The following is a 17,118-nucleotide window of genomic DNA, read 5'->3' as shown; positions in this document are numbered from 1 at the left end:
AGCCTTCTTTATTAGATGTAATTACTAGTATTATTCTACATGGTAATACCATTCAATAATACAATTACATTAATATATTACGTTTTATATTATACACAATAAATCGTATAATTGATATACTTAAATTAATGTAGTAAGATTTTTTTAGGGTAATAACGCCATGTAACAAATATGCTATTATACATATTTGTTTTTCCTTAATAAAAAGCCACCGATTAATCGGTAGCTTGAAATAGTATTAAGCAGCTTTTTGACCTGTTTGAGTAACAGGTTTTTGAAGGGTGTTATAAACACCAGTTCCGATAACTTCTAATGCCATTTTCATACGTTCTGGTGAAATGTTCTCAAATACATTATCTTGAGGCGTGTGATATACCTTTTCGATATGATAGATTAATGGATTCCAACTATCGACACCCATCCAAATAAATAGTGCAGAAGGAATACCCACTTCAGCAAATGGTACGTGATCACTAGAGCCGAATTTTCCTTGAAGAACGAGATCATTATTTAATTGTTTACCTGCTTGTAAGGCAGCATCTGTTACAAGGTTCGTTGATCCATCAGGAGTCATTGCATATAAATTCTTTGCTTTATCATAATTTGTTGCAACCATGTCTGCGTTAAAGACACCTAAAATTCGATCGCGTTCTTTTTGGGACAGACTATTAACATAATAATCAGAGCCGAGTAAGCCAGTTTCTTCAGAACCAAAAGCAATAAAACGAATTTCTTTATCAGTTTCTACATTTTGAAAAGCACGAGCTAATTCTAATACTAATCCTGTACCAGAAGCATTATCATTTGCCCCAGGTGCTCCAACGACACTATCATAGTGTGAACTTACAACAACAGCTTTTTCATTACCTGTACTATTTTTTGGTTTCTTTTTAGCGATGACATTTAGGGATGTTAAATTAGATTCATGTCTCGCTTTTAGGGAAAGCATTGTTGTCTCTTTTTTAGCAATTGCTTCTTTAAACGCATTTCCTTGAGCATAAGCAAGACCAAAGACAGGGATAGACTGCTTTTTAGTTAAGCGAGGATTGAAGGTTTGTCCGTAGTTTCCACGACCTCCAATTAAGCTGTATAAAAGTACACCTTTTGCCCCTTTACTAACAGCATTTTCAACTTGTTTATTATAATCTGCTACTGTTGCACCTCTTTCGAATAAAACAATTTTTCCGTTTACCTCATTTGGAATATCATCCAACTTTGTACCACCTTGAACAAAGATAAGCGGAGCTGTAACAGCTTCTGTAGAAATTAGTGCATTTGGAGCAGCGCCAGCTTGCCAATTACGCTTTGTGGATAATGTTGATTCAATAAATCCAACGTATTGATCCGGCACTTGAAAGGGCTGATATTCTACTTCATATCCCATTGATTTAAGCTTCATACCAACATAGCGAGAAGCCCATTCTTCTGATTTTGTACCACCTGGTCGGGGACCGATTGTTTCGGATAAGAAACGGATATGCTCGATGGCGCGGCTTGCATCAACTTGTTTTGTAATAGATGGAGTTTGTGTAATTTCTGACGTGGAATCAGCTTTTGCTTGTCCGATTGGAGCTAAACTAACGGCGAGTGATACAGCAAGCAAGGAGCTTACTATTTTTTGTTTCAGTGATTTTCTCATTTTTTCCTCTCCCATTCTTCTATTCTCTCTGACTGACAAAAGAAGACGGATAACGACTTAATTTTAACTTTATATATCTGAATTTTCAATAATTTAATGTTGAGAAATAAAAAACGCTATATGCACATTTGTATATTTTCAGCAGATATATGTATGCTATCATTTTAAATGAAGGATTGCTTTCAGTTCTGAAGGCTCCTACATTGCATGAATCTAGTGTACCCAAACTTTAGATTATGTGGGGAAAAGAGATCTGTCATAGGGTTTCTTTTCTTTTGTTTGAATCATGTGATGATAACTATGTTTCCGCATTTCATAATTATCATCAGTGATATATGTAAGGCATCCATATGAAAATACGAGGCTGTTCAAAGGTTTTCCGTACTTTTGGACAGCCTCACCCCGTTAAAAAGGTGATACTTTGAGGCATCACCTTTTTATTTATATAAGCTTTTACATACCTAAATATAATAAAGAACAGCCGCTTAGTAGAAGGAATCTACAAAACGGCTGTTTTTTTATTATATTTCTGTTAAGATAATCGGTTCACCGCGCGTTACAACGACTGTATGTTCACATTGTGCAACAAGGCTTTTATCTGGTGTAACGAATGTCCAACCATCATCACCGCGCTCAATGATATGATCAGCTTTCATAGAGATGAATGGTTCTACAGCGATAACAAGACCGTCTTTTAGAAGCGCATTATCCATTGGATCATAGTAGCTTAAGATGTGGTTTGGAGCTTCGTGTAAGCTAAGACCAATACCGTGACCAGTTAAGTTTTGAATAACGTTATATCCACTTTTATGTGCAAAGTTAGAAACAGCACGACCAATTTGATTTTGTTTTGAGCCAGCTTTTACTTTTTTCATTGCTTCCCAAAATGAGTCTACTGCTGCTTGGCAAAGTTTTTCTTTTTCTTCATCGTCGCCAAGAACAAATGAGATACCTGTATCTGCATAATATCCGTCAAGTGCTGCCGATACGTCTACGTTTACTAAATCGCCTTCTTTTAATACGCGATCGCTTGGAATGCCGTGAGCAACTTCTTCGTTTACACTAATGCAAGTTACACCTGGGAATTTATATTCTTTTTCAGGCGCTGAAATAGCACCGTTCTCGTCTAATACTTTTTTACCAATTAAATCAAGCTCTTTCGTTGTCATACCTGGCTTCGCTTGTTTTTTCATTTCTTCGCGTGCAAGTGCAACGATGCGGCCGATTTTTCGTAAACCTTCTAAATCTTGTTCATTACGAATAATCATGAAAACCACTGTCCTTCCTCGAATATATGTCTTATCCGATTGTATCATGTTTGTTTTTGTACTGCTACTCGCATGCGGTATGCAGGCTGATTCCTCTCATAAAGAATACATGACAATTGTCATATGGATGTCATGACGCATCATACTGTTTCCTAACTTTTCCAGCACATACAATGTAAATATAAGAAACGGCGGGGGTGGAGAGATGGAAAAGATTATTGAAGTAAATGGTGTTTCTAAAACATTTAAACATAAAAAAGCAGTAAATAACGTTTCATTTCATGTAAATAAAGGGCAAATAGTAGCATTACTCGGCCCAAATGGTGCGGGGAAAACAACGACAATTTCAATGATGCTCGGATTAAAAGATCCGACAGAAGGGAATGTTTCGATATTTGGAAAGAGCCCGAAGCATAGAGATGTTCGTAATAGCCTCGGTGCGATGTTGCAAGAAGTAAGCGTTATTGACAGCATCACAGTAGAAGAGGCAATTGAGTTATTCCGTAGTTATTATACGAATCCAGTAGCGAAAGAAACATTACTTCAGCTATCGAATTTAGAATCAGAGCGAAAGCAAAGATGTGAAAAGTTATCAGGTGGTCAAAAGAGAAGGTTGAATTTTGCACTCGCACTTGCGGGAAATCCAGATTTATTATTTTTAGATGAACCAACTGTAGGGATGGACATTACGTCTCGAAAAGTGTTTTGGGAAACGATTCGAAAGTTAGCAAGTGAAGGGAAAACGATTATTTTAACGACGCACTATTTAGAAGAAGCAGATGCGTTAGCGGACCGCATTTTATTATTCGCAAACGGAAAAATTATCGCAGATGGTACGCCGGATGAAATGAAAGCGACGATTTCTCGAAAAACGATCTCGTTTTATTCAAAAGAAAGTATCCCTACGGGCCTGCTAAAGGAATTGCCGAATGTAACAGGAGTACAGTCAAATGAGGGGCGGATTATTTTAACAACGGAGGATACCGATGCCACGTTACAAGCAATTTATCAAAAGAACTTACCTGTAACAGATATTTCAGTTGAACGTGGAAGTCTCGATGAAGCATTTGAACAGTTTGTCGCAAATCAGAAGGGGGAAATCGCATGAGAGCACTATGGATGCAATGTAAAATAGAGGTTTTACGTACGTTCCGTAATAAATTATTTATCTTTTTCTCATTATTAATGCCAGTTATGTTTTACTACATCTTTACAAATGTTATTCAAGTACCACAAAACGGAGATGCTTGGAAAGCTCATTATTTAATTTCAATGGCGACTTTCAGTATTGTAGGGACTGCACTTTTTAGTTTCGGTGTGAGACTTTCTCAGGAAAAAGGGCAAGGATGGACACATCTTTTAAAAATTACACCACTTCCAGAGGGGGCATATTTAGCAGCAAAGATTATTGCCCAAACAGTAGTGAATGCTTTTTCAATCTTAGTTATTTTTATGGCAGGAATATTAATTAATAATGTTGAGTTAACAGTAGGTCAATGGATTGGTGCCGGATTATGGTTATTATTAGGCGTGACACCATTTTTAGCACTCGGAACAGTAATAGGTTCAATTAAGAAGGCAGATGCAGCTGCTGGCCTGGCTAATATTTTAAATATGAGCTTAGCGGTAGTTGGCGGATTATGGATGCCGATAGAAGTATTCCCAAAAGTATTAAGGTCTATTGGAGAATGGACACCGACATATCATTTTGGTAGTGGGGCATGGGATATTGTAGCTGGGAAGTCAGTTGGGTGGGGAAATATAGCGGTACTAGGAGGTTATTTCCTTATATTTGTTGTAGTATCAATATATATAAGGAAAAGACAGGAAGCGGTATAAATGATAGAGAAGAAGTTTGAGATTTTTCCGAAACAGATGGGTTTCTTCCCATATATGTGGTTAGTGTATCTGTTATTTCCGATTTACCATCTAACGCAGGTATCAGGGTGGAAACTTGGGATAGGGAGCGGTATGTTGGTGCTTTTTATTATCACATACCGTCAACTTTATTTTGTTAATAAGACGTTCATTTTATGGGCATGTATTCAAATGGTACTCATCTTTTTATTTGCCTTATTTTATAATGCTTTTATGATATTTTTTGGTTTTTTCACGGCAAGTGCGATGGGCTTTGCGCCAAGTAAGAAAGTATTTCGAGTGTTGTTAGGACTGTTGATTACAATGCTTGGGGCCTTTATATTCGTATATTTTAAGCATTTAACAACTACAAATTTAGTGAATATAGTTCCAATGTTTATTTTAATGCTTCTTACGCCATTTGGAATGCGTAATTTTAATCAAAAAAAGATGTTGAAAAATCAATTAAACGAAGCAAATGAACAAATTAAAGACTTAGTAAAACGTGAAGAGCGCCAGCGAATTGCAAGAGATCTTCATGACACGTTAGGACACACATTATCTCTTATTACTTTGAAAAGCCAGCTCGTGGAGAAGTTAATTGTGAAAAATCCAGATCGTGCAAGTATGGAAGCGAAGGAAATTACACAAACATCTCGCACCGCTTTAAAACAGCTGAGAGAATTAATTTCTGATATGCGTATGATTACAGTGGAAGAAGAACTTGAGCAAATAAAAGCGATTTTGCAAGCTGCCAATATTGAATTAGAAGTAAAGCAGGAGGCTAATTCTAGCTCGTTATCACCAATTGAAAAAAATATTTTAGGTATGTGTTTACGTGAAGCTGTTACGAATGTCGTGAAGCATAGTAAGGCAAAGGCATGTACAGTTTCTATATTAGAATCACAAGGTGAGTTGATTTTGAAAGTAGAAGATAATGGCGTCGGTTTGGAAAATCAAAGTCATGATGGAAACGGTATTCGAGGTATGAAGGAGCGGATTTCCCTTATTGATGGAGTAGTTGAACTGGATACGATCAATCCAGGGACACTGTTAACGGTGAAAGTTCCAATTGTAATTAGAACAGGAAAAGATGAGGTGAGGGCATGATTCGAATTATTATTGCAGAAGATCAACGAATGCTTCGTGGTGCATTAGGAGCCCTGCTTGATCTAGAAGATGATATTGAAGTAGTTGGGCAAGCGGCGAACGGTGAAGAGGCCTTAAAGTTAATTGAATCGTTAGAGCCAGATATAAGTATTATGGATATTGAAATGCCAATTCAAAGTGGATTAGATGTTGCAGAAACTTTAAAGAAAGAAAAATCATCTTGTAAAGTAATGATTTTAACAACATTTGCGCGTCCTGGGTATTTTGAAAGGGCAATGAAAGCTGGTGTGCACGGATATTTGTTAAAAGATAGCCCAAGTGAGGATTTAGCTTCGGCGATTCGTAACGTAATGAAAGGGAAACGAGAGATTTCTCAAGAGTTAATGTTTGGCTTATGGCAAGAGCAGAATCCGTTATCGGATCGTGAAAAAGAAGTGCTGTTACTTGCGAAAGAGGGAAAGACAGCAAATGAAATTGCGAAGGCACTTTATCTTTCACCTGGTACAGTGCGTAATTATATTTCTGAAGTATTAGCGAAACTGGAAGCAAAAAATAGAATTGAGGCAATTACAATTGCGGAAGAAAAGGGATGGATATAAAAAGAAGTTTACCTATGAGTGGTAAACTTCTTTTTTGCTTATTTTCCTTGTTGTACTTCTACTACTTTACTAATTTTTGCTAGTGCTTTATATCCATGTGCTTGGAAAGCCTTTTCGAATTCTGTCGATGTTGTATTGCCATATAAATCTTTTGCAGCCTGTACGATGTGGGATTGAAGTGATTCAAAATCTTCTGCTGAAGTTGCGTAATTTTGCAATGCACGCATAACAACTTTACTTACTTTTTCATTTCCTTGTCTTTGAACAGATATACCGTTATACGTTTTACCTTCAGCTAATTGATATAATACATGGCTGATAATTCCAGAATTCACGTGAGATTCTTGATCATTTCCATCATTATAGAAATCTTTTAAGTTTGTGTATAGTTTGTTGCCGCCGTCACCAATTTCCCCTGGGATGTCACGAATTGTTAGACCACCTAACGTATCACCCATAATCCAATTTCCTTTATCTTTCTTTACGTAATATTCTATTTGTGTACCCCAAAAATCTGCTAGACCTTCATTTAGCGCAGATGTTTCAGCACTTGGATATCGCACAATTTTATTTTTCGTCGTACCACTAAATACAGCATGTCCAAATTCATGAGCTGTTACGTCAAGAGCAGAGGTTAATTTTCCATTTAGCCCGTCACCAAAGACCATTTGATTCCAACCTGGATGCCAAAATGCATTTACATAGTTTTCTTTTACACCATCACTAACTTCAGTAGAATCAAATCCGTGGACGCTAGCAACAACTTTTGAGTCTTTATTATCGTAACTTTTCAGATTATGTTCTTTCTTAAAATAGTCGTAAATATCACTCATATTTTTCATAACACCAGCTGCTTCTTTATCTAAGAAGTTAGAGTTATCGCTTGAAATAAGTGTCCCTGGATAACCAGCTTGGCTATCGCCACCAAGGGAATCAGCGTAGTTTGCGTTGTAAATATAAATACCATTTCCGCGGGATAAATCAGCTAAATAAAATTTTCCATCAGAGCCTTTCGCAATATTAAATAATACATTTTCTTGTAGCGCATTTTTCCCAGTTCCTTGTTCTTTCGCTGGTGATAGTTTAGGTGCTGTTACTTGATTAATAGTTTTATTCTCTTTATTTTTAATAAACTTTTCTTGGAAAAGTACTTCACCAGTTTGTAAGTCCATGATTGCATTTCCGTTTATAACTTGTTCATTGTTTTCATAAGTAAATGTAAGGACCGTTGCGTATGTATAGTAGCCATCTTTTTTCTTATAAACTACCGTTTCGCTAGAAAATTCTGTTTCTGTCGCATCACTTGGAATTTGAAGTATATTGCGTAATTTAGATTTTACTTCATTTTTCGACAAAAAATTTGTTATAGTAAGATTAAGTTGTTGGTCTAAATTTTGGGCAACTTTACCACTAACAGTTGTAATTACTCCATTTTTATCTACTTTTACAATGAGATCTTGACCATATACTTTATAATTTTTGTATGTTTGTGCAAGGCGTAATTCGGTTTGATTTTCTTTTGTTTCTTTATTTGTAGGTTGAAAATCGACATTCTTTTCAGTAGTAACTTGCTCTTGTTGAGCTTTAGCCCCATTTACCTCACCTTTTAAATACTTTTTAGCAATATTCTCTTTTGTATCGTTTTGAGGTTGTGTTAATTTTCCGATTGTTAAACCAGGCTGAGCAATTTCAACTTTCACTTCATTTTTATCTAATTCTTGAGCGTGAATAGCTTCTGTTGATAAAGGACAAAGAAGACCGAATGTAACGACAGCACTAGCAAGTTTTCTATAATTCATCTATAACACTCCTAATCTTGTATTGTGTATGTGAGATGAATTGTATGAGGAATTAGCCGAATTTTATATATATTATGCATTATTTCATATCAAAAATTGTCGAATTCACATTATTGTAGTGGTATGACAACTTAAAAAAATTAGATTGTTATAATGGGATGGTGAGTAAGTATGCACGCAGAAAAATTAGGAAGTGAAATAAAGAAAATTAGGGTAATGAGAGGATTAACACAGAAACAACTCTCCGATAATGTATGTCATCAATCGGAAGTGAGCCGAATTGAATCGGGCGCGGTATACCCAAGTATGGATATACTGCAAGGTATAGCAGCAAAATTACAAGTTCCCATTATTCATTTTTATGAGGTACTCATTTATTCCGATATTGAGAGGAAAAAGTTATTTAAAGATAGAATTCAAATGTTGAGTAAGAAGAAACAATATGCTGAAATTTATAGCATTGTTTCAAATGAATTAAAAAAAGAAAAGTTTCATCCAGAATTTAATCAGTTTCTTCTTTGGTACTATTACTTATCTGCATATGTTTTACAGAAAATTAATTTTGAATATTGCATTTTAGAGTTAAAAAAAATTGTACATCAATCATACGGAGGGATAGATGTATTTCAAAATTTATATATTGAAAATTCTATTGCAAGTATTTGTGCAGAAAATAATCAATTAGATAGGGCAATAACTTCATTTCGAGCTATTTTAGAACGGTTAGAATCGCTACATAATAATGAGGCATTCACAGTTAAAGTTCGATACAATTATGCAAAAGCTTTATATTTGAGTGATCAGTTTGAAGAGGCATTGTATCAAGTAAATGAAGCGATTGAAGCTTCTCGGTATATGGGAAGTATGGAATTAATCGGTCAATTGTATTATCAAAAGGGCGAGTGTCTTGAGAAATTAGAGTATTCATCAGATGATATTAAAGAAGTGTATAAAAAAGCGTCTTTCTTCTTTGATTTATTAGATTTACATTCTTACAAAGAGACGTTATTAAAAAAAAAGAAGTATTTAAATTAAAATGATTTGGAATATGTATAGTGGTATATTTCGTAAGTTACATCCACAAAAAGTAATTAAATCTCCAAAAAATGGGTATGCATAATTGCATAAGTTGTGGATAAATTTTCATGATATATTAAAAGAAAACGATGTGGGTGATGGAATATGAAAAAACTACTTATTGGTAGTCTATTAACGTTAGCAATGGCATGGGGTATTTCATTAACAGATACAGCTTTAGAGAAAAGCCAAGTAATTTCTCATAATGATCAAGAGGTACAATTAGCTTCAGATTTACCATTTGAACATTAAAAAAACAACCGTCTTACTTAGACGGTTGTTTTTTTGTGGAGTAACCTCCAAACGTCTTTACTAGAAACAGGTTTGCTAAAGAGGAATCCTTGAATGTGGTCACAGTTTTGCTCGTGTAAAAACTTCCATTGTTCTTCTGTTTCTACACCTTCCGCAATAACCTCTAAATTTAATTCTTTTGATAGCGTAATAATGGAAGCGATAATGGCTTCTTCTAAAGGGCTATTTGTAATTCCACAAATAAATTCTCGAGCAATTTTTAATGTATTGATTGGATATTTCGTTAAATAAGCTAAAGAACTATAACCAGTTCCAAAGTCATCAATTGAAATTTGGATACCGAGATTTTGAAGTTCTTCTAGTTTAGCAATTACAGAATGATTTTGATTAATCGCGATACTTTCTGTAATCTCAATATCTAGCGCTTCCGGCTTTAGTTCGGTTTCTTCCAAGACTTTTGAAATAGTTGATATTAAATCTGCGTGATTGAATTGAACAACAGATAAATTTACACCAACCTTTAATTGAGAAAATCCTTGGTTATGCCACTTTTTTGCTTCTAAGCAGGCGGTACGTAAAATCCAATTACCAAGTTCAATAATAAATCCTGTTTCCTCTGCTAGAGGAATGAATTGGGCAGGCGATACAATTCCGAGTTTTGGATGTTTCCAGCGAATTAATGCCTCAAAACCGATAATTTGTTTTGTTTTTGTATTTACTTGTGGTTGATATTCAAGGAAAAATTCATTTTGTTGTAGAGCTTTTGAAAGTTCACCTTCTAGGAAGTGTATTTCATTTTGCGCAATACTCATTTCTTTTGAGAAGAAAATAAATCTATTTTTTCCATTAGCCTTTGCTCGATACATAGCCATATCTGCATTTTTCATTAATTCGGTTACATCGGTTCCGTAGTCAGGGTACATCGCAATTCCGATACTCGGTGTAACAGAAAGTTCTTCATCTTTAATAAAGTAAGGCTTATTTAAAATAGTTAAAATTTGTTCAGCCATAAAAGAAGCACTTTTTTCAGAGTACATATCTGGTAATAGAATCGTAAATTCATCTCCGCCTTGGCGGGCAACGATATCTTTTGAACGCAAACATCCACGTAATCTTTTTGCTACTTCAATTAATAATAAATCTCCGACATCATGGCCGAGTCGATCGTTAATTTTTTTAAATCGATCTAAGTCGAGGAACATGACCGCAACGTCATTAGTGGTGTTTTGAGCTGTATTTAAAATCGTTTTTAAATCTTTTTCGAATTTCCGGCGATTCGGTAGTCCTGTAAGTGCATCATGGAAAGCCATATGCTCTACTTGCTTTTGTTTTTCATATAAAGTTGTAATATCACGTGCTATACCAAACATCCCAACAACCTCTTTATTTATAAAAATAGGGATGAATGTAATGTGAAGGTGATAATAATATCCTTCTTTTTCTTTTGTACGAATTTCTAGAGTTTGTGGTCTACCTTCTTTTGTAATTTGTAAAGATTTCTTCAATAATTCATGATCTTGTGGATCAATGAAGTGTTGAAGAGAATAGCTTGTTACTTCACAATAATAGGCTGTAAATAAACTTTCACAAGCCTTATTAGATTGTTGAAAAATCCCATTCATATTTAAAGAAAAAACAGCATCAGGATGATCTTCGAATAAAGATTTATAACGTTGTTCACTTTTTGATAGGGCAGATACGCCTTCTTCAACTGCACCTTCTAGTTGTGTAGTCAACTGTTCATACGTATCGATTAATACTTGATTATCTTTCCACATGAAAAGTTGTCGTAGGAATAATAAGACTAGTGATAATACTAGACCGATTAGCATGAACTTATCATCCCAAGGCTGAATAACAGCAAAGGAAAAAGTAATGATTATACTAAAATAAGGTAATATAAAGCGTACATAATCGAATCGATAATATTTCGTTTTCGTTTCATGTTGTATTGGTTTATCCAAAATGTACAGTATGGACGATAAACCGATTAGTAAAATCGAAGCAGTATGTATTAAGTAAGAGACTTCAGAAGAGGTTTCCATCCCTGAGTTTATCTGAAGCAAGTGTATATATCCGTAAACAAGTATGATAGTAAAGCCAATAATTAATGAGATTCTACTAGAAGAATACCGTTCTCTTCTATATAGGCTAATAACGGCGTAAATTACTAATGATTGTGCAATAAAATACCCAATCAAAATCCACGCTTCCTTGGTTAACATACGAAAGCTTGAAATATCTAAAATAAAGGTTAAGGTAAAATAAATATTCATAATAACAATAAAGATGCTGTCGAATGAAAATTGAGCAAGGCCTCTAATAGAGTAATGTTTTATAAACTTTATAGCAAAGCCAGAAAAGAGCAAAATATATTGTATGATGAAAAAAGGCAATGCCTTATATGAGAATATGACTTGATCATATATAGAAAGTGAATGAAGAAATAAAGTTATCTCCATAGCTAATCCACATATACAAGTGCATAGTACTAGAACCCAAAATAGTTTGTCACCGTGCTTCATCTTCTTAATTGCTTTATATAGGCAATAGCAAGAAAAGAGTGTAGCAAAACAAAATAAGAAGAGAATGCCAATTTCTTTTATATTCAAGCTCTTAGGAATAAGGAATATCCAAAGAAAAAATATAATTATATACATCATGACAAAGTGTACATATTTTTTTTGATTAATCATATTATGACTCCGTTTCAATAAAGTTGAATCGCAGGTGGAAAATGCTAATTCCAATCATAGCATATAAAATAGGGTGTTTTTTACTATAAAAATTACTTTTTTTGAAAAAAATAGCGCAACATTACAATTTACCATTGCAATGTTGCGCTATTTATTCTTTTTATTCCTCTTATAGAGGATAGTTCACATATTAATTGTAGCATTGCTAAATCTTTCTGTTTACTTTCAATCATAATATCAAAATTATGATTAATTTTTTTTGTAATGTGTAAAAAGGGTTTAATAAATTCTAAATCAATATAATCTGCGTGGGCCCTAAATTCTTTTTCTGATCTAGGAGAAGAAATATGAACTTTAGGAAGGACATTTGTATGTGACCAAGTTTTAAATATCATAGGAAGTAATTCTTCTAGCGGTTCATTACAAAGGTTCGCTATGTGGTGATGATAATCGAACACGAAAGGGATTTGCTCTTTTTGACAAATAGCCAAAGTTTCAGAAGTTGTATATGTTTTATCATCATTTTCAAGAGTCATTTGTCTTTTTATATGGTAAGGAAGTTTCTGTATGTTTTCATGAAAACGTTCGATTGCCTTCTCCTTATTTCCATACGCGCCACCTACATGGATATTAATGTAGGAAGAATCTGCAATTCCCATAGCATTTAACACGTTATAATGATAGGTCATATCTGTAATTGCATTAGTTGTAATATGTGGTTTGTCGCTTGTAAATAGTGTGAATTGGTTTGGGTGAAAACTTACGCGTAAATTGTGTTCTTGAATTAATGCTCCTATTTTACGCCATAGTGGAGCAAATATTTGAATGTAATCAAATTCAACTTCAGGATGTGTTGCAAGCGGGACGATAGAAGATGATAAACGATATAATGGAATTTCGTGTGCAATATTGTAATGAAGGATGCGTATTGTGTGTTCTAGATTTTGCAGTGTAACATTATATAATTTATCTTCACGCTCTTGTTTTTTTAGCTTTTTCCAGCTTGTAAATGTCATTGTTTTGGCAGGCGAACAGTCCCATAATGCCGTAGCATGTGAGACATATCCAAATCGAATTATCATATGTGATGCACCTCCTTGGCCCTTGAAATTTCGCTATAAAAAGAACGCGAGTATCGTTCCTATCCATTCCTTTCCTCTATCGATAATGGAGAGAGGATTGACATCTTCGAAGGAAAGTAATAAGGAGCGTTCCAAATCTTCCTCGAATTTACGTTTTACTTCTTGTATGAAATGTTTATCGTATAAAAGGCAATTGATTTCATGGTTAATATATATACTTCTCATATCGAAATTAGCAGTTCCGATATCACAAGTATGATCGTCTACTATAATAATTTTTGCGTGGAAAAATCCTTGCTGAAAAGCGTAAATATTACAACCAGCTTGTATTAACTTTCGGCAATATGGGAATTTTGCTTCTCGAACGAGGGCGTGATCAGCTTTTTGTGGAACGAGAATAGTTATTTGAACCCCACGTTTTCGCGCTTTTAATAATGCATTCATAATTTTTTTTCCAGGAATAAAATATGGTGTACCGATAAAGAGTTCTTTTTTCGCGCTTTCGATTAAATGTAAAAATGTATTTTGTAAATAGGCACCATCAGTAGGGATGAAACGATGTAGAATGGTCCCTGGTTGTTGCATAGGAAAATAAAGAGATGAATCTAATAAATTTTGGTCTGTATCGTCGAGCCAATCATGTAAAAATTGTTTTTGTAAATCTTGTATCCCTTCTCCTGTAAGACGTAAATGATAATCTCGCCATAACCCTAACCTTTGATTATGCCCTAAATATTCTTCGCCAATGTTAAATCCACCAATATAACCAATTTTCCCGTCAATAACTGTAATTTTTCTATGGTTTCTTTGATTTGCAGAAAAGAAAGGAAAAGGAAATTTCACTTTATGACAAAATGAAAAAGAGACACCATGCTTTTGTAGCGAGTAAATCGCTTCTTTTGATAAATAATGACTTCCAAACCGGTCGAGTAAAAGTCTTACTTCAATTCCTTCTTGTGCTTTATCGATAAGTAACTTTAAAAACGTACGACTTATATCATCGTTTTTTACAATAAAAAATAAAACGTGCACATGGTGTTTAGCTTGTTTTATATCAGTAAAGAGAGCATCGTATAGATCATTTCCGTATGTATAAAGGCGAAAATCACTTTGACGTAAAGAGAAAGAACGAGAACGTACACGCTTTAAATGAACAATTCTCCCATATGAAAGGTCGATTGTAATCCAGAGAGCGCTGCCTAATAACAAGAGAGATAAGAAAAACATAAGTAAATTCCCTCCTTCACGGTCTTTTCACCATCAATTTTTTACAAATCAAAATTTCACTGTATCCCGCTATTTGCGGGCAGTAAGACTCCCACCTCGAAATTGGGTTAAAGCAAAGAAGTTGGTTGGGATTCGGACCGCCCGTAAAATCCCGATTGGTGAGGGCTAATAATCAGTAGGGAATAAACAGCTCCCTACTGATTAAAGTTTCACTTTATAGTTTCACCGAAATAAACAGCTTTATTAAAAAATGTGTTGTTGTATAACAAAAAACTGTTGACTGAATGCTCACTCATTATATAATGGGAATAGGGGATATAATTCAGAAAATTATATATTTTCGAAGATTCTAAAAAAGAAAGAGAGCTTACAAAGAGAGGGGTAGCATAAAATGAATAGCTTACTAATCATTAATTGGCTGGCTGCCATTGCTGTTATTGCTTATGCGGGGTATTTGTTTGTATATCTTATACGAACAAGGATGGCCTACATACAATTAGGAAAAAAGATCGAATTTGACCGTCGTTTTAAAGAGCGTTGGGATCTTCTTAAGGTCAATGTTTTCGGTCAGAAAAAGCTGCTGAAAGATAAAAAGAGCGGCATCATTCACGTTATGTTCTTTTACGGATTTATTCTTGTCCAATTTGGAGCAATTGACTTCGTTTGGAAAGGACTTGCACCAGGATCGCATCTTCCACTTGGACCACTATACCCTGCATTTACATTCTTCCAGGAAATTGTCACACTCGTTATTTTAATTGCAGTCTTTTGGGCTTTTCATAGACGCTATATTGAAAAGCTTGTTCGTTTGAAACGTAATTTTAAATCAGGCCTTGTTCTTATCTTTATTGGTGGCTTAATGATTTCTGTGCTACTTGGTAATGGGATGGGAATTATATGGCACGGCGAGGAGCTTTCATGGAGTGAACCTATCGCTTCTGCAATCGCTTACGTTTTCTCGGGATTAAATGAAACCGTAGCCATTTCAGTGTTCTATTTCTCTTGGTGGGTGCATTTACTAATTTTGTTAACGTTTTTAGTTTATGTTCCACAATCAAAACATGCGCATTTAATTGCTGGACCAGTTAACGTGTTTTTTGGTCGTCTTTCAAATCCGGGAAAACTTGAAAAAATTGATTTTGAAGATGAAACACAAGAAACATTCGGTGTTGGTAAAATTGAAGACTTTAGACAAAATCAACTTATCGACTTATATTCCTGCGTCGAATGTGGTCGTTGTACAAATATGTGTCCGGCAACAGGAACAGGGAAAATGTTATCACCGATGGATTTAATTTTAAAACTTCGTGATCATTTAACTGATAAAGGAGCAGCGGTAACATCAAAAGCACCGTGGGTTCCAGTTGTTGCTTTTAATAATACACAAGGAAATCAGTTAGCGATGATGGCAGCTGGAAAAGGACAACAAGAATCAGCGGCTACAGCGCTAGCGTACGACCCAAGTTTAATCGGAGACGTTATTACAGAAGAAGAGATTTGGGCATGTACAACGTGCCGTAACTGTGAGGACCAGTGCCCAGTTATGAATGAGCATGTTGACAAAATTATTGATTTACGCCGCTATCTCGTTTTAACAGAAGGAAAAATGGACGCGGAAGCGCAGCGTGCAATGACAAACATTGAGCGTCAAGGTAATCCGTGGGGACTGAACCGTAAAGAGCGTGAAACATGGCGCCAAGGTGACGATGAAGTAACAGTTCCAACTGTAAAGGAGAAATCAAAAGCTGGCGAAGAGTTTGAATACTTATTCTGGGTTGGATCAATGGGTTCGTATGACAATCGCAGTCAGAAGATTGCGATATCATTTGCGAAGCTAATGAACGAAGCAGGCATTTCATTCGCAATTCTTGGTAACAAGGAAAAGAACTCTGGTGATACACCGCGCCGCCTTGGAAATGAATTTGTATTCCAGGAAATGGCGACTAAAAATATTGAAGAATTTGAAAAAGCAGGAGTGAAGAAAATCGTTACGATTGACCCTCATGCTTATAACACTTTTAAAAATGAGTACCCGGACTTTGGCTTACAAGCAGAAGTCTATCATCATACAGAATTACTAGCCCAGTGGGTGAAGGAAGGTCGTTTAAAACCTGTCCATTCTATTGAAGAGACAGTTACGTACCATGATTCCTGTTACTTAGGAAGATACAACGAAGTATACGAAGCGCCGCGCGATATTCTAAAAGCAATTCCAGGTGTAAACCTTGTAGAAATGGCGCGTAACCGTGAAACGGGAATGTGCTGTGGTGCGGGTGGCGGCCTAATGTGGATGGAAGAAACGACAGGTTCTCGTATTAACGTTGCTCGTACAGAACAAGCGCTAGCTGTACAGCCGTCAATTATCGGTACAGGATGCCCGTATTGCTTAACGATGATTAGTGACGGCACGAAAGCGAAAGAAGTTGAAGAAACAGTTCAAACTTTGGACGTAACAGAGATTTTAGAACGCTCAGTTATCGGACAGAAGAAAGAAGCAATGTAGTTTGTAGGA

Annotated in this window: 13 protein-coding genes; 7 read left to right on the top strand and 6 right to left on the bottom strand. The window is 35.3% G+C overall.

From position 1 onward, the window contains the following. Positions 1-238: 238 nt before the first annotated feature. Entirely contained in the window at positions 239-1,639 is a 1,401-nt protein-coding gene (locus QCI77_RS27145) for a M28 family metallopeptidase (RefSeq protein WP_060749295.1), read from the bottom strand. A 521-nt stretch (positions 1,640-2,160) separates the two neighbouring features. Continuing rightward, positions 2,161-2,955: a type I methionyl aminopeptidase gene (map, locus tag QCI77_RS27140; RefSeq protein WP_105586089.1), complete on the bottom strand. Its 795-nt coding sequence runs from the start codon at positions 2,953-2,955 to the stop codon at positions 2,161-2,163. A 157-nt stretch (positions 2,956-3,112) separates the two neighbouring features. Between map and QCI77_RS27135 the strand changes: the two genes are divergently transcribed. From QCI77_RS27135 to QCI77_RS27120, 4 genes are read left to right on the top strand one after another with little or no spacing between them, the layout of a single operon-like run. Further along, a complete protein-coding gene (locus QCI77_RS27135) occupies positions 3,113-4,015 on the top strand; it encodes an ABC transporter ATP-binding protein (RefSeq protein WP_002034877.1) in 903 nt (300 codons plus the stop codon). Further along, on the top strand, positions 4,012-4,746 hold the full coding sequence (locus QCI77_RS27130) for an ABC transporter permease (RefSeq protein ID WP_341026257.1): 735 nt from the start codon (positions 4,012-4,014) through the stop codon (positions 4,744-4,746). The genes QCI77_RS27135 and QCI77_RS27130 overlap by 4 nt, the downstream gene beginning before the upstream one ends. Beyond that, positions 4,747-5,874 (top strand): sensor histidine kinase, encoded by a 1,128-nt coding sequence (locus QCI77_RS27125; RefSeq protein ID WP_353825720.1) that lies wholly within the window; start codon positions 4,747-4,749, stop codon positions 5,872-5,874. It begins immediately after the preceding gene. Further along, positions 5,871-6,473, top strand: a complete 603-nt coding sequence (locus QCI77_RS27120) for a response regulator transcription factor (RefSeq protein WP_113733735.1) — start codon at positions 5,871-5,873, stop codon at positions 6,471-6,473. The genes QCI77_RS27125 and QCI77_RS27120 overlap by 4 nt, the downstream gene beginning before the upstream one ends. 38 nt (positions 6,474-6,511) lie before the next feature. On the opposite strand, the gene QCI77_RS27115 is transcribed toward QCI77_RS27120, so the two are convergent. Further along, complete coding sequence (locus QCI77_RS27115) at positions 6,512-8,272, bottom strand: M4 family metallopeptidase (protein WP_113770384.1); 1,761 nt, start codon at positions 8,270-8,272, stop codon at positions 6,512-6,514. 171 nt (positions 8,273-8,443) lie between these two features. Here QCI77_RS27115 and QCI77_RS27110 point away from each other — a divergent pair, with 171 nt between their 5' ends. Then, positions 8,444-9,307 (top strand): helix-turn-helix domain-containing protein, encoded by an 864-nt coding sequence (locus QCI77_RS27110; protein WP_002130082.1) that lies wholly within the window; start codon positions 8,444-8,446, stop codon positions 9,305-9,307. A 147-nt stretch (positions 9,308-9,454) separates the two neighbouring features. After that, positions 9,455-9,601, top strand: a complete 147-nt coding sequence (papR, locus tag QCI77_RS27105; RefSeq protein ID WP_000734740.1) for a quorum-sensing peptide PapR — start codon at positions 9,455-9,457, stop codon at positions 9,599-9,601. Positions 9,602-9,618: 17 nt separating this feature from the next. On the opposite strand, the gene QCI77_RS27100 is transcribed toward papR, so the two are convergent. From QCI77_RS27100 to cls, 3 genes are all read right to left on the bottom strand, one after another. Then, entirely contained in the window at positions 9,619-12,297 is a 2,679-nt protein-coding gene (locus tag QCI77_RS27100) for a DUF4084 domain-containing protein (RefSeq protein WP_113770385.1), read from the bottom strand. 128 nt (positions 12,298-12,425) lie between these two features. Beyond that, on the bottom strand, positions 12,426-13,379 hold the full coding sequence (uvsE, locus tag QCI77_RS27095) for a UV DNA damage repair endonuclease UvsE (RefSeq protein WP_113770386.1): 954 nt from the start codon (positions 13,377-13,379) through the stop codon (positions 12,426-12,428). 33 nt (positions 13,380-13,412) lie between these two features. Further along, the gene (cls, locus tag QCI77_RS27090) at positions 13,413-14,606 is read right to left on the bottom strand and encodes a cardiolipin synthase (protein WP_113770387.1); all 1,194 of its coding nucleotides are present in this window, start codon (positions 14,604-14,606) and stop codon (positions 13,413-13,415) included. Positions 14,607-14,997: 391 nt separating this feature from the next. Here cls and QCI77_RS27085 point away from each other — a divergent pair, with 391 nt between their 5' ends. Beyond that, entirely contained in the window at positions 14,998-17,109 is a 2,112-nt protein-coding gene (locus tag QCI77_RS27085) for a (Fe-S)-binding protein (RefSeq protein ID WP_002130078.1), read from the top strand. The last annotated feature ends 9 nt before the right edge of the window (positions 17,110-17,118 follow it).

It is taken from the genome of Bacillus cereus group sp. MG9, assembly GCF_040459995.1.
GTDB lineage: Bacteria > Bacillota > Bacilli > Bacillales > Bacillaceae_G > Bacillus_A > Bacillus_A mycoides.
This window is presented reverse-complemented; position numbering and strand designations above follow the sequence as displayed.

Bases quoted from the DNA above. Each gene is read 5' to 3' on its own strand.
- uvsE (WP_113770386.1), bottom strand. From the start codon at position 13,379: ATGATAATTCGATTTGGATATGTCTCACATGCTACGGCATTATGGGAC.
- papR (WP_000734740.1), top strand. From the start codon at position 9,455: ATGAAAAAACTACTTATTGGTAGTCTATTAACGTTAGCAATGGCATGG.
- QCI77_RS27135 (WP_002034877.1), top strand. From the start codon at position 3,113: ATGGAAAAGATTATTGAAGTAAATGGTGTTTCTAAAACATTTAAACAT.
- cls (WP_113770387.1), bottom strand. From the start codon at position 14,606: ATGTTTTTCTTATCTCTCTTGTTATTAGGCAGCGCTCTCTGGATTACA.
- QCI77_RS27125 (WP_353825720.1), top strand. From the start codon at position 4,747: ATGATAGAGAAGAAGTTTGAGATTTTTCCGAAACAGATGGGTTTCTTC.
- QCI77_RS27115 (WP_113770384.1), bottom strand. From the start codon at position 8,272: ATGAATTATAGAAAACTTGCTAGTGCTGTCGTTACATTCGGTCTTCTT.
- QCI77_RS27100 (WP_113770385.1), bottom strand. From the start codon at position 12,297: ATGATTAATCAAAAAAAATATGTACACTTTGTCATGATGTATATAATT.
- QCI77_RS27110 (WP_002130082.1), top strand. From the start codon at position 8,444: ATGCACGCAGAAAAATTAGGAAGTGAAATAAAGAAAATTAGGGTAATG.
- QCI77_RS27120 (WP_113733735.1), top strand. From the start codon at position 5,871: ATGATTCGAATTATTATTGCAGAAGATCAACGAATGCTTCGTGGTGCA.
- map (WP_105586089.1), bottom strand. From the start codon at position 2,955: ATGATACAATCGGATAAGACATATATTCGAGGAAGGACAGTGGTTTTC.
- QCI77_RS27130 (WP_341026257.1), top strand. From the start codon at position 4,012: ATGAGAGCACTATGGATGCAATGTAAAATAGAGGTTTTACGTACGTTC.
- QCI77_RS27085 (WP_002130078.1), top strand. From the start codon at position 14,998: ATGAATAGCTTACTAATCATTAATTGGCTGGCTGCCATTGCTGTTATT.
- QCI77_RS27145 (WP_060749295.1), bottom strand. From the start codon at position 1,639: ATGAGAAAATCACTGAAACAAAAAATAGTAAGCTCCTTGCTTGCTGTA.